Genomic DNA, 23132 nt, shown 5'->3' with positions numbered 1-23132 from the left:
GATCTTGCGGTTTTGTTGCCGCACTGGTAGTTTGCCCGGTCATGGCCTGTTTATGCAAGGGAGGATACAAGATGGAATTCCCCGCTGATTTTGCCGCGCGGGAGCGCGCCCTGCTGGGGGACCGCTTTGAGGAACTCTACCGTTACGCCACACCGGAACCGGCCCGGGGCATTACAGTGAATGCACTGCGCTGCGCCCCGGACTGGCTGGCTGCCCGGGCAGATTTTTCCGTTGCGGCGTCGCCGTTCTGCCCATCTGCTTTCACGACGGCCCCGGACTGGCGGCCCGGCCGCCATCCATGGCACCATGCCGGCGTGTTTTATGCCCAGGAACCCAGCGCCAGCGCACCGGCAGCACTGCTGGATGTGCAGCCTGGTATGCTGGTGGCGGATCTGTGTGCAGCGCCGGGGGGCAAGACCAGTCAGCTGGCGGCGGCTTTGCAGGGACAGGGAATACTGGTGGCCAATGAGTTCGTAGCCGCGCGGGCTGAGATCTTGCGCCAGAATCTGGAGCGCATGGGTGTGACCAATGCACTTGTCACCAACGAAGATACCGCACGCCTGGCTGCGGCCTGGCCCGGTCGGTTTGACCGGGTGCTGGTAGATGCTCCCTGCTCCGGGGAAGGCATGTTCCGCAAGGAGGCTGCAGCGTCAGCCCAGCACAATGACGCGCTGGTAACTCATTGTGCTGCATTGGGAGCCGAAATTCTGGAAAATGCAGCCGCGTTGCTGGCACCAGGTGGGGTGTTGGTCTATTCCACCTGCACCTTTGCACCTCAGGAGGATGAGGCACAGATTGCATCCTTTCTGCAGCGGCACCCGGAGTTTTCTCTTGTGGATCTGTCTGATTGCGGATTCGGACGTCCCGGCGAAGCCAACCGTGCACCGGAAGGCTTTGCGGCGGAACGCTGCCGTCGCATCTGGCCGGCCGATGGGGGAGAGGGACACTTTATGGCCAAACTGCAGAAATCCCCGGAGGTGGCATTCACCGCACCGGGCCGAAACAAGCCGCGGCGTCCCGCCAAAGTTCCGTCAGAATGGACGGAATTTTCCAAAACCTATTTTCCGCAGTTGGCGGAGCTGCCTGTGGCAACGGCGGGGGAGTGGATTCTTTTGCCGCCTGTGGGCAGTGACACCCTTCCGCTCGGCAAGCTGCGACTGGTTCGCGGCGGTGTGCTGGCGGGCAGCATAGTCAAAAAGCGATTTCAGCCCGCTCATGCGCTGTTTATGGCCTACGGTGCTCAATGCGCCAACCGGGAGGAACTGACCCGGGATGATCCCCGCACGGCGGCCTGGCTGCGCGGCGAGGAGATCGATGCCGTCACCGCACAGAGCGGCTGGTGTGCCGTCTGCGTCGACGGCTTCCCTCTGGGAGCGGGTAAAGTCAGCGGTGGCCGCATCAAAAACCACTATCCCAAAGGGCTTCGGAATCTTCGATAATACGAAAAAAACAGCAAAAGCGCGCCCGGCGGCCGGATAGGCTGCTGCGGCGCGTTTCCGCCTTTTTGTATGAAAATCCCGCCGGAAAGTTCCCACAATTTTCACGGTTTTATACGGGGCCAAACCCTTGACCGAACCTGCCTGGCATGGTATCCTTATAAATGTATGACTGTAACCATTACCCGGACGTAGCAAGTCAACAGGAGTTCACCAATGATCGATTTTGAGCACGTTTCCAAGACCTACGAGACCCACAACGATGAGAATGTGGCGCTCGAGGATATCAATATTCATATCGATGAAGGCGAATTTGTCTTCATCCTGGGCCACTCCGGCGCGGGCAAATCCACCTTCCTGAAACTGATCCAGATGGAGGAAAAGCCCACCGAGGGAAAGGTCTTCATCAACGGACAGGACCTGACCAAGCTCAAACGACGCAAGGTGCCCTATCTGCGCCGTCAGATGGGTGTGGTCTTTCAGGACTTCCGCCTGATCCCGACCATGACGGTCTACGAGAATGTAGCGTTTGCCATGCGGGTGACCAATATCTCCACCAAGAAGATCAAGGCCCGTGTGCCCTTTGCGCTGTCGCTGGTAGGTCTGGAGGATAAGATGGACCGCCTGCCGGATGAACTTTCCGGCGGCGAGCAGCAGCGTGTGGCGGTAGCCCGCGCTCTTGCCCATGGCCCCAAGATCATCATTGCAGACGAGCCCACAGGCAACATCGACCCTGAGATGTCCATGGACATCATGCAGCTGTTTGAGGCCATCAATAAGGTCAATATCACGGTGGTCGTCGTTACCCACGAGCATGAGCTTGTGCACAAGCTGGCTGCCAAGTACAACAATCGAGTGATCACGCTGGCCGATGGTATGGTGGCGTCGGACACCGCCCATCCGGAGGTGGCGCGTCGCTACGCTGCCAAGGTGGCGGCCCGCAGCCGTGAGGAGTACGACGACGAATAACCGATAAGAGAACCAAGAGGGGAACATCATGCGTTTTTCCAGCTTTACTTACCTGGTCGGTCAGGGCCTGCACAATCTGCGGGCCAACCGGCTGATGACCTTTGCCTCTATGGGCGTGCTGACCGTCTGTATGCTGCTGATCGGTGCCGCGTATCTGCTGGGCGTCAACATCGACGCCATGGTGGAGTATATCGGTGACCAGAACGAGACGGTCGTTTACATGAATCTGGACGCCACCGAGGACCAGATTGCCGCTGCGGATTCCGCCATCCGCAGCACGGAGCATGTGGTGGGCGTGACCTATGTTTCGCCCCAGGAAGTGCTTTCCATCTACAGCGATATGCTGTCGGACTATATCGATCTGGAATCGGCTTTTTCCAACGATAATCCGTTCTATCCCAACTACCGTGTGGTGGTGGACAGCCCTGACAATATTCCTGCCGTGAAGGACCAGCTGGAACAGATCGACGGGGTATACCGCGTCAATGCTCCGCTGGACCTGTCCAACATTTTTGTCTCGTTGCAGAAAACTATCAGCTATGCCTGCTACGCGGTGGTGGGGGTGCTGGCCATCGTCAGCATTGTGGTCATCAACAATACCATCAAGATCACCGTTTTCAATCGCCGCAAGGAAATCGGCATCATGAAGCTGGTGGGCGCCACCAACGGATTCATCCGCTTTCCGTTTTTTGTGGAGGGCGTTACCTCCGGTCTGATTGCAGCGGCCATTGCCTCCGGCGTGGTATGCGGCGCTTACTATGCACTCTGCCGCTGGTATGCCGAAAATCCGACCACCCTTTCCCAGATGTTCGGCGGTCAGCTGGTGCCCCTTATCGACGTATGGTATTACATCGTGGGCGGTTTTGCCTTGCTGGGCTTCGTTCTGTGCGGCATCGGTACAGCCACCAGTATCCGTAAACATCTGAATGTCTGAGCAAACAGGACAGGAAACAAGACTATGAAAATTTCTCCGCTGATCAAACGAGCGGTGTCCATGGCATTGGCGGTGGCGATGGTCGTGACCCTGACGGTCTCTACCAACACCATGACACTCGCGGACGATAAAAAATCCGAATTGCAGGCGCAGAAGGACGCTGCGCAGCAGGAACTGGAAGCCATCCAGCAGAAGATCAAGGACAATCAGGCCAACAAGGCCAACGCCGAAGATCTGAAGGAACAGTACGAGCAGCAGACCGAGGTCATCACGACCCAGATCGGACTGCTGCAGCAGTCCATCGCCCAGGTTGAGGAAGACATCAACAACAAGCAGCTGGAAATCGATGAAAAGCAGGCTGAAGTGGATGTGAAGCAGACCGAATACGATGAGCGCTGGGCCGGCTTCAAGGACCGGCTGGGTGCCATGCAGATGCTCAACGACGGCGGTTCCATCGCACTGCTTTCCAGTGCCAACAGTCTGTATCAGCTGCTGACTTTCGCCGAATCTCTGGAGCAGATCTCCAGCAAGGACAAGGAAATCTGTCAGCAGATCGAGACCCAGCGCCAGGAGCTGGAAGCCCAGCGCACCGAACTGGAAAACGCCAAGGCCGAACTGGAATCCCAGCAGGCGGAGCTGCAAAACCAGAACAATCAGCTGGACAGCAAAAAGTCCGAGTTGCAGGTCAGTATCCAGCAGCAGGACCAGACCATTTCTGATGCCGATGCGGCAGCCGAAGTGCTGGCAGCCGAGGAGGAGCAGGCCCGCAAGAACCTGGACCAGGCGGCCGCTCAGCTGGATGCCTACTTGAATTCCCAGGTGGATAAGTACAGCAGCGCGGCGATGACCTGCTCGCTGAACTTTGGCCCGGCACTGCCTTCTTATAAGTATATCTCCTGCGTGTTCGGAACCGGCGGGCACCGCGGCACCGACTTCGCCGCTCCCGGCGGCACCGAAATCTATGCCATTGCAGATGGCATCGTCACCGATGCCACCTACCATTACAGCTGGGGCAACTACGTGCAGATCTATCACGGCAAGGACGATGAAGGCAATACCTATTCGACGCTCTATGCCCATATGATCAGCACCCCCATCGTCAGCGCCGGGCAGAGCGTAACAAAAGGCCAGGTCATCGGTTATGTAGGTTCCACCGGATATTCCACCGGCAACCACCTTCATCTGGAAATGAAGATCAACGGCGTGCTGACCAACGTCACCAACTGGATTCCGCATTGATCGCGGAGGAGGAAACAATCTATGAAACCGCAGAAGCATAAAACGGCTGTGCGCATTTTTTGCCTTGTGTTTGCAGCCATGATGGTCCTGAGCCTGTTCAGCACCATCCTCTTCTCGTTGTCTTACGCCGCCTGAAGCGGTCACCAAACAGTAAGGAGCCGTCTGATCCATGAGTAAAAAAATCAGTCTGGGCGTTGCCGCTACCATCGCATTGATCGCGATGGCGGTCACCTTTTCGCTTACGATGGTCATCTCGATGAATATGTTCAACTCAACCGTGTCCAGCGTCAAAAACAAGGAACGGCAGTACAACAAACTCTCGGAGATTGACCGCTTTGTGCGCGCCAATGAGTATTTTACCATCAATGAGGACACCCTCAATGATACGATCGCAGCCGGATACGTGTTGGGCATCAACGATAAATATGCCCGCTATTACACGGCCAAAGCCTACAGCGAAATGCAGTCGGTGGCCTCCGGCAAACTGACCGGTATCGGCGTGGCGGTCGTCAACGACGCCTCTTCCGGCTATGCGCGGATCATCCGGGTCTACGACGGCTCGCCGGCCAGTGAAAACGGCCTGGAAGTCCGTGGCTTTATTACGGCCATCAACGGTACCTCCACCAAGACGATGGCGGATACCGCTACCATCACCTCGGCTCTGCTGGGGGAGGAAGGCACCACCACCACGATCACCTATCTGACGCCGGACCGTCAGGAGCAGACACTGGATCTTGTGCACACCAACTATAATACGCCCACGGTATCCTACCAGCTGACGGCGGGCACCTGCGGCTATATCCGCATTGACTCCTTCGGCACCAGCACTGCCACGGAATTCAAGACGGCAGTGGACAGCCTGAAGGACCAGGGTGCCACCTGCTATGTCTTTGACCTGCGGGACAACACCGGCGAAAACCTCAACGCCGCGCTGGTGTCGGCGGATTACTGCGTCCCTTCCGGACTGATCGCCCAGCAGGAGGATAAGGACGGGACCACCACCGATCTGCGGATGTCCGATGAGAATGAGATCACCCTGCCTATGGTATGCCTTGTCAATGGCAATACGGCCGGCGGGGCGGAGCTGTTTGCCAACGCCCTACGCAAAATGGGCGGCGCCACGCTGGTCGGTACGACCACCATGGGCAAAGGTGTGGTGATGAGCGACGCGCAGAGCTTCTCCGACGGTTCGGCAGCGTACATCACCATCGGCCTGCTGCTGGACAATGAGGGACAATCCTGGAACGATACCGGCCTGACACCCGATGTGGATGCGGCGCTGAGTGCTGATGAACAGAGCGCCTACTACGACTTTACCATCGAAACCGACCCGCAGATCAGCAAGGCAGTCAACGCCGCCATGTCGCTGGCCGGGCAGAACTGATCAGGGAAAGGAAGAATACTGTGCCCAATCTGACCGACCTTTCCACCATCCGTGACCTGTGTGCGCGGTACGATTTCGCGCTCTCCAAAGGGTTCGGACAAAATTTCATCATCAATCCCGGTATCTGTCCCCGCATCGCGGAGGCAGCGGGCATTGGTCCCGGCTGGGGCGTGCTGGAAATTGGCCCTGGCATTGGAGTGCTGACCGAACAGCTTTGCAAACGTGCCGACAAAGTGGTTTCCGTGGAGGTGGACAAGCGTCTTCCGCCGCTGTTGGCCGAAACCATGGCCGGATATGACAATTTCAAACTGGTGCTGCAGGATGTTCTCAAGGTGGACTTGAAAGCGCTGCTGGAAGAGGAATTCGGAACAAAACCGGTGGCGGTCTGTGCCAATTTGCCCTATTACATTACCAGCCCCATTCTGATGCGTCTCCTGGAAGAAAAATTGCCTATCCAGAATATCACCGTTATGGTGCAGAGGGAGGCGGCACAGCGCCTCTGTGCCGCGCCTGGCACCCGGGAGGCTGGTGCCATCAGCTACGCGGTGGCCTACTATGCCCAGCCGAAACTGCTGTTCACAGTGCAGCCGGGCAGCTTTTACCCGGCGCCAAGCGTTACCAGTGCGGTCATCCGACTGGATGTACGTCAGCAACCGCCGGTAGATTTGCCTGACGGACGGGAAAAAGCGTATTTTGCCCTGATCCGAGCGGCCTTCTCTCAGCGGCGCAAGACCGCAGCCAATGCCATTGCCAACGGCCTGAAACTGCCCAAGGCCCAGGTGCTGGAGGCTTTGCGGACCGCTGGTCTGGAGGAACGTGCGCGCCCCGAGCAGCTGACATTGCGGGCCTATGCCGCTTTGCTCACAGCCCTGCATGAGGATTGACAAGGCGGGCTCCCATGTGCTATACTAAATAAGTTCCGCTAGCATAGCACAATTGGCAGTGCAGCTGATTTGTAATCAGCAGGTTGCAGGTTCGATTCCTGTTGCTAGCTCCAAACAGAAAGTCCCGCAGCCCTTTTACAAGGGCTGCGGGACTTTTTATTCTATGTCCGGAAATCCAGAAGGTTTTACAGAAGTTCTACACCGGCTTCGCGGCAGGCGGTTACGGTATTTTCATCCCACAGGCTGACCTGGACTTCACCCACATGGACCTTGCCAAGCAGCAGCATGCACAGGCGGCTCTGTCCGATGCCCCCGCCCATGGTCAGGGGCAGGGTACCATCCAGCAGCATCTTGTGGAAGGGAAGCTCCGCCCGTTCCGGGCAGCCGGCTTCCGCCAGCTGACGGCGCATGGCATCGGCATCAACACGGATGCCCATGCTGGAAAGCTCCAGCGCACAGCCCAGGGGTTTGTGCCAGAACAGAATATCGCAGTTCAGCGTCCAGTCATCATAGTCGGGAGCGCGGCCGTCGTGAGGCTTGCCGCTTTTCAGTTTGCCGCCGATCTGCAGGATACAGATGGTGCCGTGCTCTTTGGCAAAGGCGTTCTCCCGCTGTTTGGGGGTGAGGTCGGGATACAGATCCTCCAGCTCCTGGGTAGTGATGAAGGTGACCTCCCGGGTCAGGTGAATTTTTTTCAGAGCCGGGAACTTCCAGCGCAGCTCATCGGAGGTGGCGCAGACCGCATCCACAATGTCACGTACCGTATCCTGGAGGAAAGCGGTGGTGCGCTGACGGGCCGTGATGACCCGCTCCCAGTCCCACTGGTCCACATAGATGCTGTGCAGGTTGTCCAGCTCTTCGTCGCGGCGTACAGCGTTCATATCGGTCACCAGCCCCTGGCCGGGACGGAACCCGTACTTATACAGTGCATAGCGCTTCCATTTGGCAAGGCTGTGGACGATCTCTGCCTTTTCATCCAGGCAGGGAACATCAAAGGCCACGGGACGTTCCACACCGTTCAGGTCATCGTTGAGACCACTGCCATGCAGGACAAACAGGGGAGCGGTAACGCGCTTCAGGTGGAGTGCCAGGCAAAGCTTTTCCTGGAAGATGGTTTTGATCAGGCCAATGGCCTTCTGGGTGTCGTACAGCCCCAGAAGGCTTTTGTAGTTGGCGGGAATGTTGACAGAACTCATTTTACTACACGCTCCTTGGTATCAAAGTGGGATAGCGGAAGATCAGGCTTTGGCAAACTGACTCTCATACAACCGGGCGTAGAAGCCTCCCTTGGCAAGCAACTCGTCGTGGGTGCCGCGCTCAATAATGTTGCCGGCGTTCATCACCAGGATCTGGTCGGCATTCTTGATGGTGGAAAGGCGGTGGGCCACAATGAAGCTCGTACGGCCTTTCATCAGTTCCTCAAAGGCATCCTGAACGAGGACTTCCGTACGGGTATCAATGCTGGAGGTGGCCTCATCCAGAATCAGGATGGGAGGACGACGCAGCATGACCCGGGCAATACAGAGCAGCTGCCGCTGGCCCTGGCTGATGTTACCGCCGTCCTCGGCGACTACCGTGTCATATCCATGAGGCAGACGGCAGATAAAGCTGTGCGCACGGGCTTTTTTGGCGGCCTCGATGATCTCCTCCCGGGTGGCATCGGGCTTGCCGTAGGCGATGTTCTCAGCGATGGTACCGGATTTCAGCCAGGTTTCCTGCAGGACCATGCCCAGGTTGGCGCGCAGGCTGTCCCGGGTCACCGTATCGATGGGGTGACCATCCACTTTCAGGCAGCCGCCGTTGATCTCATAAAACCGCATGAGCAGATTGACCAGGGTGGTCTTGCCGCAGCCGGTGGGCCCGACCAGGGCGATGCGCTGCCCGGGCCATACCCGCAGATTCATGTCCTCAATCAACGGAACATCGGAGGCATAACGGAACTTGACGTGCTCAAATTCCACGCTGCCTGCGCCTGCAGGCAACACAACGGCATCGGGGGCATCCGGGACAATGGGCGTTTCGTCGATGAGATCAAACACCCGCTGGGCGCAGGCCAGCGCATTCTGCAGTTCGGTCATCACGTCGGAGATATCATTGAAAGGTTTGGTATACTGGTTGGCGTAGTTCAGGAATACCGAAAGTTCGCCAACGGTCAGGCTGCCCGCGATGGCGGCAAACGCGCCCAGCACACCTACAGCCGCGTAGACCAGAGAATTGACGAAACGGGTACAGGGATTTGTCAGGGAAGAGAAGAAGACGGCACGCACGCCACACTTCTGCAGGTCCAGATTGATCCGTTCAAAGCGGGATTCGGCGCGGCTCTCGTAGCCGAAGGCGCGGACCAGGTGTTCGTTGCCGACCAGTTCTTCCACCAGACTGGTCATTTCGGCCCGTGTCTCGCTCTGGACTTTGAACATGGAGTAGGTGTGGGTGGCGATGAAACGTGCCACAAAGATGGACAGCGGCGTCAGCGCTACCACCACCAGGGCGATGCGCCAGTCGATGGAGATCATGACGCCCAGCGTGCCCAGAATCGTCAGAACACCGGTGAACAGCTGGGTGAAGCCCATCAGCAGGCCGTCGCTGAACTGTTCCACGTCGGTGGTGATGCGGCTGATCGCATCGCCGGGACGATGGGCGTCCATATATTTCAGCGGCAGAATTTCCATCTGCTCAAAAGCCTTCACCCGCATATCCCGCACCACCTGGAAGGTAATGCGGTTGTTGACCACGTTCATCAGCCACTGCGACACAGCAGTGCAGAGAATGGTGGCAGCCATGGCTACGGCCAATTTGCCCAGGCCTGCAAAATCCACCTGGCCGGGACCAAGGATCAGGTCGACGGCCTTGCCGGAGATGACCGGTGCCAGCAGGGTGGTGAAAACGGTAATGGCAGCCAGTGTCAGGGTCAGCGCTACCAGCCCCGCGTAAGGGCGGATCAGTCGCAAAACCCGGCGGATGGTGGAACGGTTGAGTTTGGTGTGTTTGCTCATAACGTTTTTTCCACCTCCTCCTTGCTCAGCTGACTCAGACAAATCTCCCGGTAGACCGGGCAGGTTTTCAGCAGATCAGCGTGCGGTGCATCGCCAGTCAGAACGCCGTCGTCCAGCACCAGGATATGATCGGCACGCTGCACGCTGGCGGCTCGCTGGGAGACGATAAAGACGGTCATGCCCTGCGTCTTTTCTTTCAGGGCTTTGCGCAGCGCAGCGTCGGTGGCAAAGTCCAGGGCCGAAGCGCTGTCATCGAGAATCAGGATTTTGGGACGGGGGACCAGCGCGCGGGCGATGGTCAGGCGCTGCCGCTGCCCGCCGGAAAAGTTGCGGCCGGCGGTCTCCACGGGCTCATCCAGCATGCCGGGTTTCCCGCGGACAAAGTCGGCGGCCTGGGCAATCTCCAGCGCGGCCCAGATCTCCTCGTCGGTGGCATTGGGCGCCGCCCACCGCATATTGTCGCGAATGGTACCGGTGAATAACATTGCCTGCTGGGGTACAACGCCGATCAGCTGCCGCAGCTGCGCAAAAGCGTACTCTTTTACATCATGGCCAAAGAGACGCACGGCTCCTTCGCTGACGTCGTAGAAGCGGGCCACCAGATCGATGAGGGTCGTCTTGCCGCTGCCGGTGCCGCCGATGACGCCGATGGTCTGGCCGGACTGAGCGGCAAAACTCACATCGGTCAGACTGGGGGCGCCGGCGCCGCGATAGGTAAAGGTGACGTGATCAAAGTCCACGGCAGGCGCGTTTGCATCAGGCGTCAGTTCCGGGGAAGAGGGATCCGACATGGTGGTTTGGGTGTTGAGGATCTCGTTGACGCGCATACCGCTTGCCAGGGCACGGGTCACCGAGATGACCAGATCCGCTACCCGCAGCAGGTTGATCAGGATCTGGCTCATATAATTGATGAGCGCGATCACTTCGCCCTGGGTGAGGTTGCCCACATTGACTTCCCGACCGCCCAGCAGCAACAGAGCAATGACCGTGAGGTTGACCACCAGATAGGTCAGCGGGTTCATCAGAGCGGAGATACGGCCGGCTTTAAGCTGAATGGTTTTCAGATGGTCATTGGTTTCCACAAAGGCGGCCAGCTCATCGGCCTGACGGGCAAAGGCTCTCACTACACGGGCCCCTACATAATTCTCACGGGTCAGCAGTGTGACGCGGTCCAGACCGTTCTGCGCTTCATGGTAAATGGGGACCGTTGCACGCATGATCAGCCAGATGATCAGCGAGATGACAAGGGTGGTTGCCACAAAGAGCAGCGTCAGACGGGGACTGATGGAGGCTGCCATGATCAGCGCGCCAATTACAATGAAAGGGCAGCGTAGCAGCAGCCGCAGTGTGAGGTTGACACCGCTTTGTACCTGGTTGATGTCGCTGGTCATCCGGGTGACCAGCGTCGGGGTACCGATGCCGTCCAGCTCGCTGTAGCTCAGGGTATCAATGTGCCGGAACAGATCCTTGCGCAGAGCTGTACCAAAGCCCAGGGCAGCCTTGGCGGAAAAATACTGGGCGGTCAAGCTGCAGGTCAGGCCGATGACGGCGAGCAGGACCAGCAGGCCACAACGCTGCCAGATAAAGACGGCGTCGGCGTTTTTGATGCCGGTATCGATGATGCTGGCCACGACCAGGGGAACAAACAGTTCAAAACAGGCCTCCAGCATTTTGAAGAGCGGCGCCAGCAGGGCCTGCTTTTCATAGCCCTTGATGTAGCGCAACAACTTGTGCATGGACAAAACCACCTCGTTTATTCGATGTTTCGGGGCACGGTATTAAGTATAGCACAGCATTCCGCATTTGTCATTGCAGGATTTGCCCGGATTCGAGGATTATTTGCGCCGCTAACGCCTATACTTGCAATGAGACCAAATCGGGAGGCACAAGGATGCTGTTTCATTGTTATAAAGGATTTTCCCGCGCGGCAGCCCATACGCTGCACACCGCGGTCATACTGGCGGGGCGGCAGGGGTGTTCAGCTGCCGATACAGGTCACCTGCTGCTGGCCATGCTGCAGACGGCCCAGGGGCCGGCAGCGGATTTTCTGCGCCGCAAACGGGTGACGGAGTCCGCGCTGCGAAGCTGCGTACAGGCAAGAAGCTGCAGCGGTACGCCGCGCAGCCTTGGCAAACAGGATCTGGCTCCCGAAACCCGCAAGGCCATGGAATTTGCGGTGCTGGGGGCTCACGCGGCCAGTGCAGCCCGAGCAGAGAATGAACATCTCCTCTGTGCCATGCTGGAGGACTCATCCTGTACGGCCAGTGTATGGCTGGCCTCACTGGGGATCGAGGTGCCCCAGGCGGCGCGGGAATGCCGCCAGCTTTCGGGGCAGCTGGTGCTGCCGGCCCAGCCGCGGATGGCGACCACCCGCGGCGGCAAAGCCAGCGAAAAGTATGGCCGGGATCTGACAAGACTGGCCCAGGAAGGGCGGCTGGATCCGGTACTCTGCCGGGATGCCGAACTGGACCGGATGATCGAGATCCTCTGCCGTCGTCAGAAAAACAATCCCTGCCTGCTGGGAGAACCGGGCGTAGGCAAAAGTGCGCTGGCGGAAGCATTGGCCCAGCGGATCGCCTCGGGACAGATCACGCCGTCCCTGCGCAACAAACGGGTGCTGGCACTGGATATGGCTTCGATGGTAGCAGGTACCAAATATCGCGGCGATTTTGAGGAACGGTTCAAGAATCTGTTGGAGGAGCTCTACCGCGACAATTCTACGATCCTTTTTATTGACGAGATCCATGTGATTGCGGGGGCTGGTGCCGCCGAGGGCGCCATTGATGCGGCAAGTATCCTCAAACCCATGCTGGCCCGGGGAGAGATCCAACTCATCGGAGCTACCACGGTGGAGGAATACCGCAAGACCATCCAGAAAGATTCCGCGCTGGAGCGCCGCTTCGGCAAAGTGATGGTGGAAGAGCCCAGCCCTGCCGATGCGGAGACCATCCTGCGGGGGCTCATGCCACGATACGAGCGGTATCATGGCATCGCCATCCCACAGGAAGCCATCCACGCCGCGGTGGAGCTCAGTGTGCGCTATCTGCCGGGGCGGTATCTGCCTGACAAGGCCATCGATCTGCTGGATGAGGCGGCAGCCTCGGTACGCATTGCCGGCGCGGAAGGCGGTGGCAAGCAACGCGCTTTACAGCCGTCGGATGTGGCCAAGGTAGTCAGCGAAGCCAGCGGCGTGCCGGCCGAACGGGTCGGGGAGGCGGAGCGGGAACGTCTGGCCAATCTGGAGAGCCGCCTGGCCGCAGAAGTCATCGGGCAGCCCAAGGCAGTGGCGGCGGTGGCGGCCGCCATCCGGCGCAGCCGTACAGGGCTGCGGGAGGCAGGCCGTCCCATCGGCGCGATGCTCTTCCTGGGACCTACGGGCGTGGGCAAGACCCAGCTGGCACGGACGCTGGCCAAGTGCTGGTTCGGCAGTGAAAAAGCGCTTCTTCGCTTTGATATGTCGGAGTATATGGAACGTCACACGGTGGCGCGGCTGATCGGAGCGCCGCCGGGCTATGTGGGACATGACGAGGGCGGTCAACTGACCGAGGCGGTCCGCCGCCGTCCTTACAGTGTGGTGCTTTTTGATGAGATTGAAAAGGCCCATGGGGATATCCAGAATCTGCTGCTGCAAATTCTCGAAGATGGTAGCCTGACCGATTCCCAGGGGCGCAAAGCAGATTTCTCCAACACCATCATACTGCTGACCTCCAACCTGGGAGCACGCTGCCTCAGCGGCCAGACTGCGCCGATGGGCTTTGGCGCAGCGGGCAGCGAAACCGCGCGGCGCGGCAAGCAGGCTATTCAGGAAGCCAAGGAGTTCTTCCGTCCCGAGCTGATGGGGCGTCTGGACGAGACGGTCCTGTTTGAACCACTGGGTCCCCAGCAGCTGGCTGCCATCGCCGACCGGCTGCTCTGCGAACTGGAAGAACGGGCGGCCCGGCAGGGTTATACGCTGCATCATACCGCCGCGGCTGCCCGCTGCCTGGCGGGAGATAAGGTCCCGCCCTATGGGGCACGGGAACTGCGGCGAACGGTCAGCAGGGCGGTGGAACAGGCGCTGGCAGACCGGATTGCAGCGGGAACAGCCCGGGCTGGAGCCGTATATACCGCCGACGCGGCGCCGGATGGCAGCATCGTGCTGCAGGAAACGGACCTGGCCGCCTGCGTGTAAACAAAGCAAGAGCCGTCCGGCATCTCCGCCGGACGGCTCTTTTTCGGGAGGAAGAAAAGATCACAGGGGGCTCTGGGGCATCTGCCAGCCGTGGTGGTCGGTGTGCAGCCATTCCTCGGCCCGCTCGCTGCCGGGGGCGTCCAGGGCTTCCCGGTAGAGGGTCTGAATTTCCGGGTTTTCGTGGCTGAACCGCAGGGTGCTGCACTGATCCAGTGCATACAGACGTTTCCCGCGCTCAGCGGCGCGTTCCTCGTCGTCCAGGTTCTGAGGCTGTCCGCCGCCGCCTGCACAGCCACCGGGGCAGGCCATCACTTCCACAAAGTCATAGTGGACCTTACCGGCGGCAATGGCCTCCAGCAGATGGTGCGTGTTGCCCAGGCCATTGACTACAGCGGTGCGCACGATGGCGCCGTCGCCCAGATCAAACTCGGCCTCGGTCCATCCTTGCGCGAAGGCGTGTCCTCGCACGGCGGTAAAGGCTTCGGCCTTGGGATTCTTTCCGTTGACGAGATAATAGGCGCTGCGCAGGGCCGCTTCCATGACGCCGCCGGTCACGCCGAAGATGACACCCGCACCGGTGTAGGTCCCCAGCGGAGAATCAAAGGCCTCCTCGGGCAGAGCCTCGGGATGTAGCCGCTCGGCACGGATCATCCGCACCAATTCTCGGGTCGTCAGGACCAGATCCACGTCTTTCCCGGCCTCGGTGTGCATGGTCGGCAAATCGCATTCCTGCTTTTTGGCAATGCAGGGCATGATGGACACACAATAAATTTTATCGGGGGAAACACCCAGCTTCTGTGCAAAATAATTCTTGGTCACTGCGCCGAACATCTGCTGGGGGCTCTTTGCCGTCGAGAGGCGGTCTGTCCATTGGGGGTAATGACTCTTGAGATACCGCACCCAGCCGGGACAGCAGCTGGTGAACATGGGCAAGTCTCGGGTCTCTCCGGCCTGGTATCGGTGCAGAAATTCGGTGCCCTCCTCCATGATTGTCAGGTCGGCACTGAAGGAGGTGTCAAACACGTAATCGAAGCCAAGCCGCCGCAGACAGGCAGCCATCCGGTGCACAGTGGCTTGTTCCGGCGTCAGGCCGAGCGTCTCTCCCCAGGCGGTGCGCACGGCGGGGGCAATCTGTACCACGGTAATCTTTTCGGGATCGGCAATGGCGTCAAAGGCACGCTGGGTGTCGTTGCGTTCCCGCAGGGCACCGGTGGGACAGTGGGTGATGCACTGACCGCAGAGGACACAGTCGCTCTCCTTGATGCGGCGGTTTCCGCTCACATCCACCCGGGTACGGCTGCCGGTGCCGGACAGATCCCACACGTGAACGCCCTGGATCTTGTCACAGACCTGGATGCACCGCATGCATTTGATGCACTTGTTGGTGTCGCGGTAGAGAGGAAAATCCCGCGGCCACTGGGCCCGGGCCCCAGTGACCAGATCGGAGGGGTAAGGGTTCTCCAGAATGCCCAGGTCGTTGGCCACGTTCTGCAGATGACAGTTACCACTGCGCGGGCAGGTGGCGCAGTGGCAGTCATGCTGACTCAAAATCAGTTCCACATTGATCCGGCGGGTGCGGCGGACCCGGTCGGTGTTGGTGCGGATGGCCATCCCCTCAAAAACCGGGTTGTTGCAGCTGGGTACCAGATTGCGTTCGCCCTCAATCTCCACGCAGCAGACGCGGCAGGCGCCGATCTCATTGAGGTCTTTCAGATAACACAGGTGAGGAATGTCCACACCGGCGGCCTTGGCAGCATTGAGGATGGTGGTGCCTTCCGGTACCTGGACGGCCGTACCGTTTACAGTAATATTTACCATTGGGTCGTCCTCCCTCCTTTAAAGATTCCATAGCCGAAGTGATCACACCGCAGACAACGGCTGGCTTCCTGCATGGCTTCCTCTTCGGTCATGCCGCAGCTGGCCAGTTCAAAATCACAGCGTGCCTCCAGCGCGTTGCGGCTCTTGAGTTGGATCCGCCCGCAGGGCGGGGTGTTGGACAGCTTGGCGGGTGGGATCTTGACCGCAGTGCCGATGGTGTGGGAATATCCCAGGAAGCTGTCGATGTTGGCAGCGCTGACTTTGCCGGCGGCTACCGCCCGGATGACGGTGGCAGGACCGGTCACGGCGTCACCGCCTGCAAAAACGTTGGGCGTCCCCGGCACATAGCCGGACAGATCGGCTTTCAGGGCACCGCGGCTGGTGCCGATGCCGCCCTTCTCGAACTCATCGGATTCGATGCGCTGGCCAATGGCGATGATCAGGTAATCACAGGGGATGCGGAACTCTTTCTGCCTGGCATCCCGCGGCGCCGGGCGGCCATCCCGGCCGTACCCGCCGATGATCTGCGGCCGGGTCCACAGGGCGCTGACTTCGCCATTCTCGTTGGCTTCGATGCGGGAAGGAGCCTGCAGCGGCAGGATCTGACATCCTTCGGCCATGGCGTCCTCGATCTCCTCAGGCAGGGCCGTCATGTCATCCACCCGGCGGCGATAGACACAGGTCACGCTCTTGGCCCCCAGCCGGATGGCGGTACGGGTAGCGTCCATGCTTACGTTGCCGCCGCCGATCACCACAATGCGCTTGCCGGTGAAGTCCGGAGCGTTGCCCTCGCCGCAGCTGCGCAGGAATTCTACAGCCGACAATACATTTTGGCTGTTTTCACCTTCCAGGCCCAGCTTCTTGTCGGCATGGGCACCGATGGCAATGTACAAGGCATCGTATTCTTTCTGCAGATCAGGCAACTGCAGATCTTTGCCCACGCAGACACCGGTCTGGACTTCGATGCCGGTGGCAAGGATGTAATCAATATCCCGCTGCAGCACTTCAGGCGGCAGGCGATAATCGGGGATACCGTAGCGCAGCATACCGCCGAGTTTGTCCCGCTGTTCAAAGACCGTGATGCTGTGGCCCATCAGGCGCAGATAGTACGCCGCGGTCAGGCCGCTGGGACCGCCGCCGATGATGGCCACCCGTTTTCCGGTGGTTTCAGCGGGAGCGGGCGGCGTCTGGCTGCCGGCGTGGTCGGCGGCAAAACGCTTGAGGCCGCAGATGTTGACGGCATCGTCCACCAGACGACGGCGGCACTGTCGTTCACAGGGGTGCTCGCAGACGTAGGCGCAGGAATGAGGGAATGGGTTATCCTTGCGGATCAGGTCCATGGCATCGTCATACTGGCCTTCCCGGATCAGCGCAATATAGCCGGGAATATCCACATGGGCGGGGCAGACGGTGACGCAGGGGACCGGCTGCTTCAGCGAGCAGATGCAGCGGCCGTAGTGAGCGTGCTCTTCGTAGTCCTCACGGAACCCGCGCACCCCCTGTAAAACCATGGCGGCGGCCTCATAGCCGATGGCACAGTCGGCGGAATCCACAATGGCGGCTGCTGTCTGCTCGATCAGGTCGATGGTGCCTTCAGGGGCCGTCTGATCCAGCACACTTTCCAGCAAGGTCTCCAGCTGGGAGAGGCCGATGCGGCAGGGAACACATTTGCCGCAGGTCTGGGCATGACACAGGCGCAAAAAATTCAGCGCCATATCCACCGGACAGAGCCCCGGCGGGTTGGCGGCAATGCGGTGGCCCATGTCGCGGCAGAGGTCCTGTACGACCTGCTGTGCGCGATCGGGCGTCTCGATAGAAAGTCGTATCATAGATAATATGTCCTCCGTTTGAGTCGGTTTGTGTATCTTCTATTATACGAGGCAGAGAATGATAAATCAATAACAAATTCAAACTTTGTTGGAAATTACTATGCAAAATGACGAATTCTCAGAAAACAAAAAAGGAGCATCGGAAAATTTCCGATGCTCCCGGATATGCAATAGAAATTACGGCTTTACGCGGAATTCCTGTTCGCAATAAACGCAGCGGTAGCGGCCGCTGGGGGTCAGCGTAAAGATATGGTCACAGCCCTCCTCGATGGAGGTCACACAGCGGGGGTTGGTGCATTTGATCACGTTGACCAGACGCTGGGGCTGTTTGGGGCGGATCTTGTTGACGATGTGCCCGTTCTCAATCACCGTGATGGTGATTTTCGGATCCAGATAGCCCAGAATGTCGAAGTTCAGCTTGCTGACATCGCCTTCGATCTTGATGATGTCTTTCTTGCCGCTCTTCTGGCTGCGGACATTCTGCAGCAGCGCCACGCTGGCATCATGCAGCTTTTCCAGTTCCATCATATGGTACAGGCCCAGGCCGGTACCAGCGGTAATGTGGTCAATGACCACGCCGTTCAGAATCTCATCAACCGTTAACATCAAAAGCTACCTCCCCGGTTTTGGGGTCTGCAAGACCCAGCAGCGTCATAATCAAGGCCATGCGCATATACACGCCATTCTGTGCCTGTTCAAAATAAGCGGCACGCGGATCGTCATCCACATCCAGCGTGATCTCATTGACGCGGGGCAGCGGATGCAGCACCGCCATGTCGGCGGGCGCCAGCGAGAGCTTCTCTTTCGTCAGAATGTAGCTGTTCTTCAGGCGGATGTAATCCTCCTCGTTGAAAAAGCGCTCCTGCTGCACACGGGTCATGTATAGGATATCCAGCTCCGGCAGGGATTCCTCCAGATTGCGGGTTTCCACATAGTCGATACCGTTGGGGGCCAGCACTTCACTGATGATGTAATCCGGCACCCGCAGCTCCTCGGGCGAGATGAGCACGAACCGCATGCCCGGCAGGCGGGACAGACTCTTGATCAGGCTGTGGACGGTACGGCCGAATTTCAGGTCGCCGCAGAAGCCGATGGTGAGGTTGTCCAGGCGCCCCTTGCGGCGGCGGATGGTCATCATATCCAGCAGCGTCTGGGTGGGATGGCTGTGACCGCCGTCACCGGCGTTGATCACCGGAATGCGGCTGTAGCGGGCAGCACGCAGCGGCGCACCTTCCTTGGGATGGCGCATGGCGGCGATGTCGGCGTAGCAGCTGATGATACGGATGGTATCGGCGACGGTCTCGCCCTTGGAAGCGCTGGAAACGCCCGCGTCGGGGAAACCCAGTACCTGGCCGCCCAGATTGAGCATGGCCGCCTCAAAGGAAAGGCGGGTGCGGGTGCTCGGCTCATAGAACAGCGTTGCCAGGCGCTTGCGGTAGGCTACGTCCTTGTAAGCGGCCGGGTCGTCGTGGATACGGTCGGCCAGATCCATCAGGCGAAGGGTTTCATCCAGCGTAAAGTCCGCCGGGTCGATCAGATGTCTCATACACATTCCCCTTTAAAATCTCTATTTATCTCATGGAGCACCGGTCCGCCAGGCGGCCGCAGCACCCAATGACAACAGAAAAGCAATCGTCACACCAGTTTACGCACAATGGCGAAGTCAAAAAAATCGGTGTAACAGGTCTGGCAGCAGAGCACCGGACGGCACAGACGGGAATAACAGGTCTCGTCCAGCTGCATCAGTGCCTGGTCGGGCCGCAGACCCAGCTGATGGCGAATGCCCGGGGTGCCGGTCACGGCGCGCACATGGGCCAGGGTCTTGGTCACTTCCACATGACAGTATTCGGCGACAATCTCAAAGATCGGCCGGGTGAAATCCATCGTATCCAATCGCTGTCCGCCGAAAAGTGCCAGCGGCAGAATATCGGTGGAGTAGAGCACCGGGGTGTTGTCGGCCAGCACCCGGCGACGCACGAACACGAGGGTGGGGTGGTCTTCCGGTGACAGTCCCAGACGCCGGGCCAGTGTGTCGGGAGCAGTCTCCCGCGTAACCAGCACGTTGTCACTGTGGGGCTCGTATCCGGCGGCACGGATCATCCGGTAAAATTCTAGCTTCTGGTCCAGTCGGTTTTCTACACCCAACACATCGCGGTTCACCAGTGTGCCGATTCCGCGGACACGCTCCAGATACCCCTCCCGCTCCAGCAGACTGAGGGCGTCCCGGACCACCGTGCGGCTGATGCCCAGTGCACCGGCCAGCTCTACCTCGCTGGGCAGCTGCACAGTACCGGCATACAGACCGCTGCGCAGCTCAGCAACCAGCCGATCGGCGGTCTGCTGGCTGCGCAGTTCGCCGCCAAGCGGGGTATCAGTTGCCTTTTTCATGCAGATAATCCTTTCCCGCCCGGCAGACATCGGCCAGGCAGCACTTTGAGCAGAAGGGGGTGGTCCGTGCCGTGCAGACAGCCCGGCCATGGTAAACCAGCCGGTGACAGAAATCGCTGCCTTCCTCCGGCGGGATGATTTTCCACAGCTCGCGCTCCACCTTGGCCGGTTCCTTGATGTTGTCTACCAGGCCGATGCGGTTGCACAACCGGATGCAATGGGTATCGGTGACAATGGCCGGTTTGCCGAACACATCCCCCATGATCAGGTTGGCACTTTTGCGGCCAACGCCGGGCAGGGACAGCAGGGCGTCAAAGTCGTCGGGCACTTTGCCGTTATACTGGTCCCGGAGCATCCGCATGCAGGCAGAAATATCCCGCGCCTTGCTGCGGCCCAAGCCGCAGGGCTTGACGATGGCTTCAATTTCTTCCGGTGTGGCGGCAGCCAGTGCCTCCACGCTGGGATATCGGGCAAACAGGTCCTGTACCACTACATTGACCCGGGCGTCAGTGCACTGGGCAGCCAGGCGAACTTCCACCAGAAGCTGCCAGGCATGATCGTAATCCAGTGTGCATTCGGCCAGTGGATATTCGGCTTTGAGGCGGTCAATGCAGATCTGCGCCAGTTCCTTTTTTGTCACAGCATTCGCTCCGTTTCACGTTCTTTCTCTTGATTCTACCACGGTGATACCTTATAATCAAGAGGAAGAGGGCCTCAGTTTGCTCGATGGCTACTTAAACAAATAAAAAAAACAGGGACTTTGCACCCACGCTACGGGGCACCCTATTATAATAAGGAGGGAAAAGCATGGAACCCTTGGCACAGCGGCTGCGGCCGCGTACGCTGGATGAAGTCTGCGGACAGCAGCATCTTCTGGGCAAGAATCAGGTGTTCCGCCGCACGGTGGAAAGCGGCCGCATTCCCAATATGATCTTTTACGGTCCGTCGGGGGTGGGCAAGACCACGGTGGCCAGTATCATCGCGGCGGGCAGTGGTATGCAGCTGCACAAACTCAACGGGACCACGGCTTCCACCAGTGATATCAAGTCGGTTCTTGCCGATATCGGCACGCTGGGGGCATCCGGCGGTATTCTGTTGTATCTGGACGAGATCCAGTACTTCAACAAACGGCAGCAGCAGAGTCTTTTGGAATGTGTGGAGCAGGGAACAGTGACACTGATCGCCTCCACCACCGAAAACCCCTACTTTTACGTCTATAATGCGCTGCTCTCCCGCTGTACGGTCTTCGAGTTCAAATCCCTGACAGCAGAGGACATCCGCAAAGGAATACAGAATGCAGCGGCCCGTCTGGGAGCCGAGGACAAGGTTCCAATCCTGATTCCCGACGATGCCCTGGATTATCTGGCCCAGAGCGCAGGCGGTGACATGCGCAAGGCGCTGGGTAACCTGGAATTTGCAGTGACGGCGGCGCCCGCGGAGAACGGTCAGCGCACCGTTACGCTGGATATGGTCCAGCAGGTGGCAGCCCGTACAGCCATGCGCTACGATAAACTGGGGGACGATCACTACGATATCGTGTCCGCCTACCAGAAATCCATGCGTGGTTCCGACCCGGACGCAGCGCTGCACTATCTGGCACGATTGCTGGAAGCGGGGGATCTGCCCAGTGCCTGCCGTCGGCTCATGGTCTGTGCCTGCGAAGATGTGGGGCTGGCCTGGCCTCAGATCATTCCCATCGTCAAAGCGGCGGTGGATATCGCCAACGCGGTGGGACTGCCGGAAGCCCGGCTGCCTCTGGCCGATGCGGTGGTGCTGGTGGCGACGGCCCCCAAGTCCAACTCGGCTCACGACGGAATCAATGCGGCGATGGCCGATGTGCAGGCAGGGCGCACCGGTCCCATTCCCCGTCAGCTGCAGAACAAGCACTACGACGGTGCCGATGCGAAGGTCAAAGGGCAGCATTACCTCTATCCCCATGATTTCCCGCATCACTGGACTCAGCAGCAATACCTGCCCGACGCCATCAAGGACCGGCGGTATTATGAACCCGGCGACAACAAGAACGAACAGGCCTTTGCGCAATACTGGAAAAAGATCAAAGGAGAATGAAAGGAGGCCGCGATGTCACAACTCTGCTGTGAAACGATTCGCTTTCCTTCCTCAGATACCGCCCATACGATCTCGGCTTATGTGTATACCGTCCCGGATGTACCCGTGCACGCCATACTGCAGCTCAGCCACGGCATGTGCGAATATGTGCGGCGTTACGAACCCATGGCACGGTTCTTTGCGTCCCAGGGCATTGCCCTTGCCGGCAACGATCATCTGGGGCACGGCGGCAGTGCTTCTCCGGAGGAATATGGCCATTACGGTGAACCCGGCGGACGATATTATCTTTTGCAGGACCTGCACAGGATGAACGAACTTCTGCACGAAGAGTTCCCTGGACTGCCGGTATTTCTTTATGGACACAGCATGGGCAGCTTTTATGCCCGCTGGTACGCCGAGCGCTGGCCGGAAACCATCGCCGGTCTGATCGTCTCCGGCACAGCGGGGCCGCGACTCCTCAACCAGGTGGGACAGGCTGTGGCCGCTGTGCTGGCAGCCATCCGGGGGCCGCGCACGGTGTCGCCGTTCATGGTTCGAGCCAATACGGGAGCTTATTGCAAGCGCATCCCGGATGCCCAATCTGCCAATGCCTGGCTGACGCGGGACGAGGCCGTGGTCCGGGCTTATGACGCCGATCCACTGTGTACCTTTCCCTTTACGGTGGGCAGCTACCGGGAGATGCTGGGAGCCATCAACCACGTGAACCGGCCCCGCTGGGCCCGGGCCGTGAACAAAACATTGCCGATTCTGTTGATCTCCGGTGCCGAAGACCCGGTGGGAGATTACGGAGAAGGTGTGCGCAAAGTCTGGGCCATGCTGGGAGATGCCGGCATCCAGGACCTGACCTGCGAGATCTATGAGGGTGCCCGACACGAGCTGCACAATGAACTGAACCGGACGGAAGTGTTCGAATATGTTCTGCATTGGATCGAGGATCGGCTTCCCGCCTGAAAACAGCTATCATCCGCACGAGATTTCTCGTGCGGATTTTCTTTTTGCCCTCTTGACAATTCCAAA

The 23132-nt window shown here is 59.1% G+C and carries 18 protein-coding genes and 1 tRNA gene; 10 read left to right on the top strand and 9 right to left on the bottom strand.

Annotated features, from left to right (window positions below; all coding sequences use genetic code 11):
- Nucleotides 1-71: 71 nt before the first annotated feature.
- The 7 genes from NQ490_RS01600 to NQ490_RS01570 all read left to right on the top strand — a co-directional run bounded on the left by NQ490_RS01600 (nucleotide 72) and on the right by NQ490_RS01570 (nucleotide 6959).
- Complete coding sequence (locus NQ490_RS01600; protein WP_040917723.1) at nucleotides 72-1439, top strand: RsmB/NOP family class I SAM-dependent RNA methyltransferase; 1368 nt, start codon at nucleotides 72-74, stop codon at nucleotides 1437-1439.
- Between the two features lie 213 nt (nucleotides 1440-1652).
- Entirely contained in the window at nucleotides 1653-2405 is a 753-nt protein-coding gene (gene ftsE, locus NQ490_RS01595; protein WP_007047063.1) for a cell division ATP-binding protein FtsE, read from the top strand.
- Between the two features lie 28 nt (nucleotides 2406-2433).
- A complete protein-coding gene (gene ftsX, locus NQ490_RS01590; protein ID WP_007047062.1) occupies nucleotides 2434-3339 on the top strand; it encodes a permease-like cell division protein FtsX in 906 nt (301 codons plus the stop codon).
- Nucleotides 3340-3363: 24 nt separating this feature from the next.
- Nucleotides 3364-4578: a murein hydrolase activator EnvC family protein gene (locus NQ490_RS01585; RefSeq protein ID WP_007047061.1), complete on the top strand. Its 1215-nt coding sequence runs from the start codon at nucleotides 3364-3366 to the stop codon at nucleotides 4576-4578.
- A gap of 169 nt (nucleotides 4579-4747) precedes the next feature.
- Nucleotides 4748-5962 carry a S41 family peptidase gene (locus NQ490_RS01580; protein WP_007047060.1) on the top strand — a complete coding sequence of 405 codons (1215 nt, stop codon included), beginning with the start codon at nucleotides 4748-4750 and terminating at the stop codon, nucleotides 5960-5962.
- 20 nt (nucleotides 5963-5982) lie between these two features.
- On the top strand, nucleotides 5983-6846 hold the full coding sequence (gene rsmA, locus NQ490_RS01575; protein ID WP_007047059.1) for a 16S rRNA (adenine(1518)-N(6)/adenine(1519)-N(6))-dimethyltransferase RsmA: 864 nt from the start codon (nucleotides 5983-5985) through the stop codon (nucleotides 6844-6846).
- A 37-nt stretch (nucleotides 6847-6883) separates the two neighbouring features.
- Nucleotides 6884-6959, top strand: a tRNA-Thr gene (locus NQ490_RS01570).
- 72 nt (nucleotides 6960-7031) lie between these two features.
- On the opposite strand, the gene asnA is transcribed toward NQ490_RS01570, so the two are convergent.
- The 3 genes from asnA to NQ490_RS01555 are packed head-to-tail and all read right to left on the bottom strand — an operon-like array spanning nucleotide 7032 to nucleotide 11575.
- Nucleotides 7032-8042, bottom strand: a complete 1011-nt coding sequence (asnA, locus tag NQ490_RS01565; protein ID WP_007047058.1) for an aspartate--ammonia ligase — start codon at nucleotides 8040-8042, stop codon at nucleotides 7032-7034.
- Nucleotides 8043-8084: 42 nt separating this feature from the next.
- The gene (locus NQ490_RS01560) at nucleotides 8085-9839 is read right to left on the bottom strand and encodes an ABC transporter ATP-binding protein (protein WP_007047057.1); all 1755 of its coding nucleotides are present in this window, start codon (nucleotides 9837-9839) and stop codon (nucleotides 8085-8087) included.
- The gene (locus NQ490_RS01555) at nucleotides 9836-11575 is read right to left on the bottom strand and encodes an ABC transporter ATP-binding protein (protein WP_007047056.1); all 1740 of its coding nucleotides are present in this window, start codon (nucleotides 11573-11575) and stop codon (nucleotides 9836-9838) included. Before NQ490_RS01555 ends, NQ490_RS01560 begins: the two co-directional genes overlap by 4 nt.
- Before the next feature lie 155 nt (nucleotides 11576-11730).
- Between NQ490_RS01555 and NQ490_RS01550 the strand changes: the two genes are divergently transcribed.
- A complete protein-coding gene (locus tag NQ490_RS01550; protein ID WP_007047055.1) occupies nucleotides 11731-14010 on the top strand; it encodes an ATP-dependent Clp protease ATP-binding subunit in 2280 nt (759 codons plus the stop codon).
- 60 nt (nucleotides 14011-14070) lie between these two features.
- Here NQ490_RS01550 and NQ490_RS01545 read toward each other — a convergent pair whose 3' ends face one another.
- From NQ490_RS01545 to NQ490_RS01520, 6 genes are all read right to left on the bottom strand, one after another.
- Complete coding sequence (locus NQ490_RS01545; RefSeq protein WP_007047054.1) at nucleotides 14071-15828, bottom strand: [FeFe] hydrogenase, group A; 1758 nt, start codon at nucleotides 15826-15828, stop codon at nucleotides 14071-14073.
- Nucleotides 15822-17657 carry an NAD(P)-binding protein gene (locus NQ490_RS01540; protein WP_007047053.1) on the bottom strand — a complete coding sequence of 612 codons (1836 nt, stop codon included), beginning with the start codon at nucleotides 17655-17657 and terminating at the stop codon, nucleotides 15822-15824. Before NQ490_RS01540 ends, NQ490_RS01545 begins: the two co-directional genes overlap by 7 nt.
- A gap of 177 nt (nucleotides 17658-17834) precedes the next feature.
- Nucleotides 17835-18263 carry an aspartate carbamoyltransferase regulatory subunit gene (locus NQ490_RS01535; RefSeq protein ID WP_007047052.1) on the bottom strand — a complete coding sequence of 143 codons (429 nt, stop codon included), beginning with the start codon at nucleotides 18261-18263 and terminating at the stop codon, nucleotides 17835-17837.
- Nucleotides 18250-19203, bottom strand: a complete 954-nt coding sequence (pyrB, locus tag NQ490_RS01530) for an aspartate carbamoyltransferase (RefSeq protein ID WP_007047051.1) — start codon at nucleotides 19201-19203, stop codon at nucleotides 18250-18252. Before pyrB ends, NQ490_RS01535 begins: the two co-directional genes overlap by 14 nt.
- Nucleotides 19204-19292: 89 nt before the next feature.
- On the bottom strand, nucleotides 19293-20045 hold the full coding sequence (locus NQ490_RS01525) for a GntR family transcriptional regulator (RefSeq protein WP_040917718.1): 753 nt from the start codon (nucleotides 20043-20045) through the stop codon (nucleotides 19293-19295).
- On the bottom strand, nucleotides 20029-20685 hold the full coding sequence (locus NQ490_RS01520) for an endonuclease III domain-containing protein (RefSeq protein WP_007047049.1): 657 nt from the start codon (nucleotides 20683-20685) through the stop codon (nucleotides 20029-20031). Before NQ490_RS01520 ends, NQ490_RS01525 begins: the two co-directional genes overlap by 17 nt.
- Nucleotides 20686-20852: 167 nt before the next feature.
- Between NQ490_RS01520 and NQ490_RS01515 the strand changes: the two genes are divergently transcribed.
- Nucleotides 20853-22115: a replication-associated recombination protein A gene (locus NQ490_RS01515; protein WP_007047048.1), complete on the top strand. Its 1263-nt coding sequence runs from the start codon at nucleotides 20853-20855 to the stop codon at nucleotides 22113-22115.
- 12 nt (nucleotides 22116-22127) lie between these two features.
- Nucleotides 22128-23066, top strand: coding sequence for an alpha/beta fold hydrolase (locus tag NQ490_RS01510; protein ID WP_040917716.1), 939 nt, complete (start codon nucleotides 22128-22130; stop codon nucleotides 23064-23066).
- The last annotated feature ends 66 nt before the right edge of the window (nucleotides 23067-23132 follow it).

The sequence above is a fragment of the Subdoligranulum variabile genome (genome assembly GCF_025152575.1).
GTDB lineage: Bacteria > Bacillota > Clostridia > Oscillospirales > Ruminococcaceae > Gemmiger > Gemmiger variabilis.
Note: the sequence above shows the minus strand (reverse complement) of the source record. Positions and strands in the feature narration are given on the sequence as shown.

What these genes read in the sequence shown, in the direction of transcription:
- NQ490_RS01600 (WP_040917723.1), top strand. Translation starts at nt 72, where the DNA reads ATGGAATTCCCCGCTGATTTTGCCGCGCGGGAGCGCGCCCTGCTGGGG.
- ftsE (WP_007047063.1), top strand. Translation starts at nt 1,653, where the DNA reads ATGATCGATTTTGAGCACGTTTCCAAGACCTACGAGACCCACAACGAT.
- ftsX (WP_007047062.1), top strand. Translation starts at nt 2,434, where the DNA reads ATGCGTTTTTCCAGCTTTACTTACCTGGTCGGTCAGGGCCTGCACAAT.
- NQ490_RS01585 (WP_007047061.1), top strand. Translation starts at nt 3,364, where the DNA reads ATGAAAATTTCTCCGCTGATCAAACGAGCGGTGTCCATGGCATTGGCG.
- NQ490_RS01580 (WP_007047060.1), top strand. Translation starts at nt 4,748, where the DNA reads ATGAGTAAAAAAATCAGTCTGGGCGTTGCCGCTACCATCGCATTGATC.
- asnA (WP_007047058.1), bottom strand. Translation starts at nt 8,042, where the DNA reads ATGAGTTCTGTCAACATTCCCGCCAACTACAAAAGCCTTCTGGGGCTG.
- NQ490_RS01560 (WP_007047057.1), bottom strand. Translation starts at nt 9,839, where the DNA reads ATGAGCAAACACACCAAACTCAACCGTTCCACCATCCGCCGGGTTTTG.
- NQ490_RS01555 (WP_007047056.1), bottom strand. Translation starts at nt 11,575, where the DNA reads ATGCACAAGTTGTTGCGCTACATCAAGGGCTATGAAAAGCAGGCCCTG.
- NQ490_RS01550 (WP_007047055.1), top strand. Translation starts at nt 11,731, where the DNA reads ATGCTGTTTCATTGTTATAAAGGATTTTCCCGCGCGGCAGCCCATACG.
- NQ490_RS01545 (WP_007047054.1), bottom strand. Translation starts at nt 15,828, where the DNA reads ATGGTAAATATTACTGTAAACGGTACGGCCGTCCAGGTACCGGAAGGC.
- NQ490_RS01540 (WP_007047053.1), bottom strand. Translation starts at nt 17,657, where the DNA reads ATGATACGACTTTCTATCGAGACGCCCGATCGCGCACAGCAGGTCGTA.
- NQ490_RS01535 (WP_007047052.1), bottom strand. Translation starts at nt 18,263, where the DNA reads ATGTTAACGGTTGATGAGATTCTGAACGGCGTGGTCATTGACCACATT.
- pyrB (WP_007047051.1), bottom strand. Translation starts at nt 19,203, where the DNA reads ATGAGACATCTGATCGACCCGGCGGACTTTACGCTGGATGAAACCCTT.
- NQ490_RS01525 (WP_040917718.1), bottom strand. Translation starts at nt 20,045, where the DNA reads ATGAAAAAGGCAACTGATACCCCGCTTGGCGGCGAACTGCGCAGCCAG.
- NQ490_RS01515 (WP_007047048.1), top strand. Translation starts at nt 20,853, where the DNA reads ATGGAACCCTTGGCACAGCGGCTGCGGCCGCGTACGCTGGATGAAGTC.
- NQ490_RS01510 (WP_040917716.1), top strand. Translation starts at nt 22,128, where the DNA reads ATGTCACAACTCTGCTGTGAAACGATTCGCTTTCCTTCCTCAGATACC.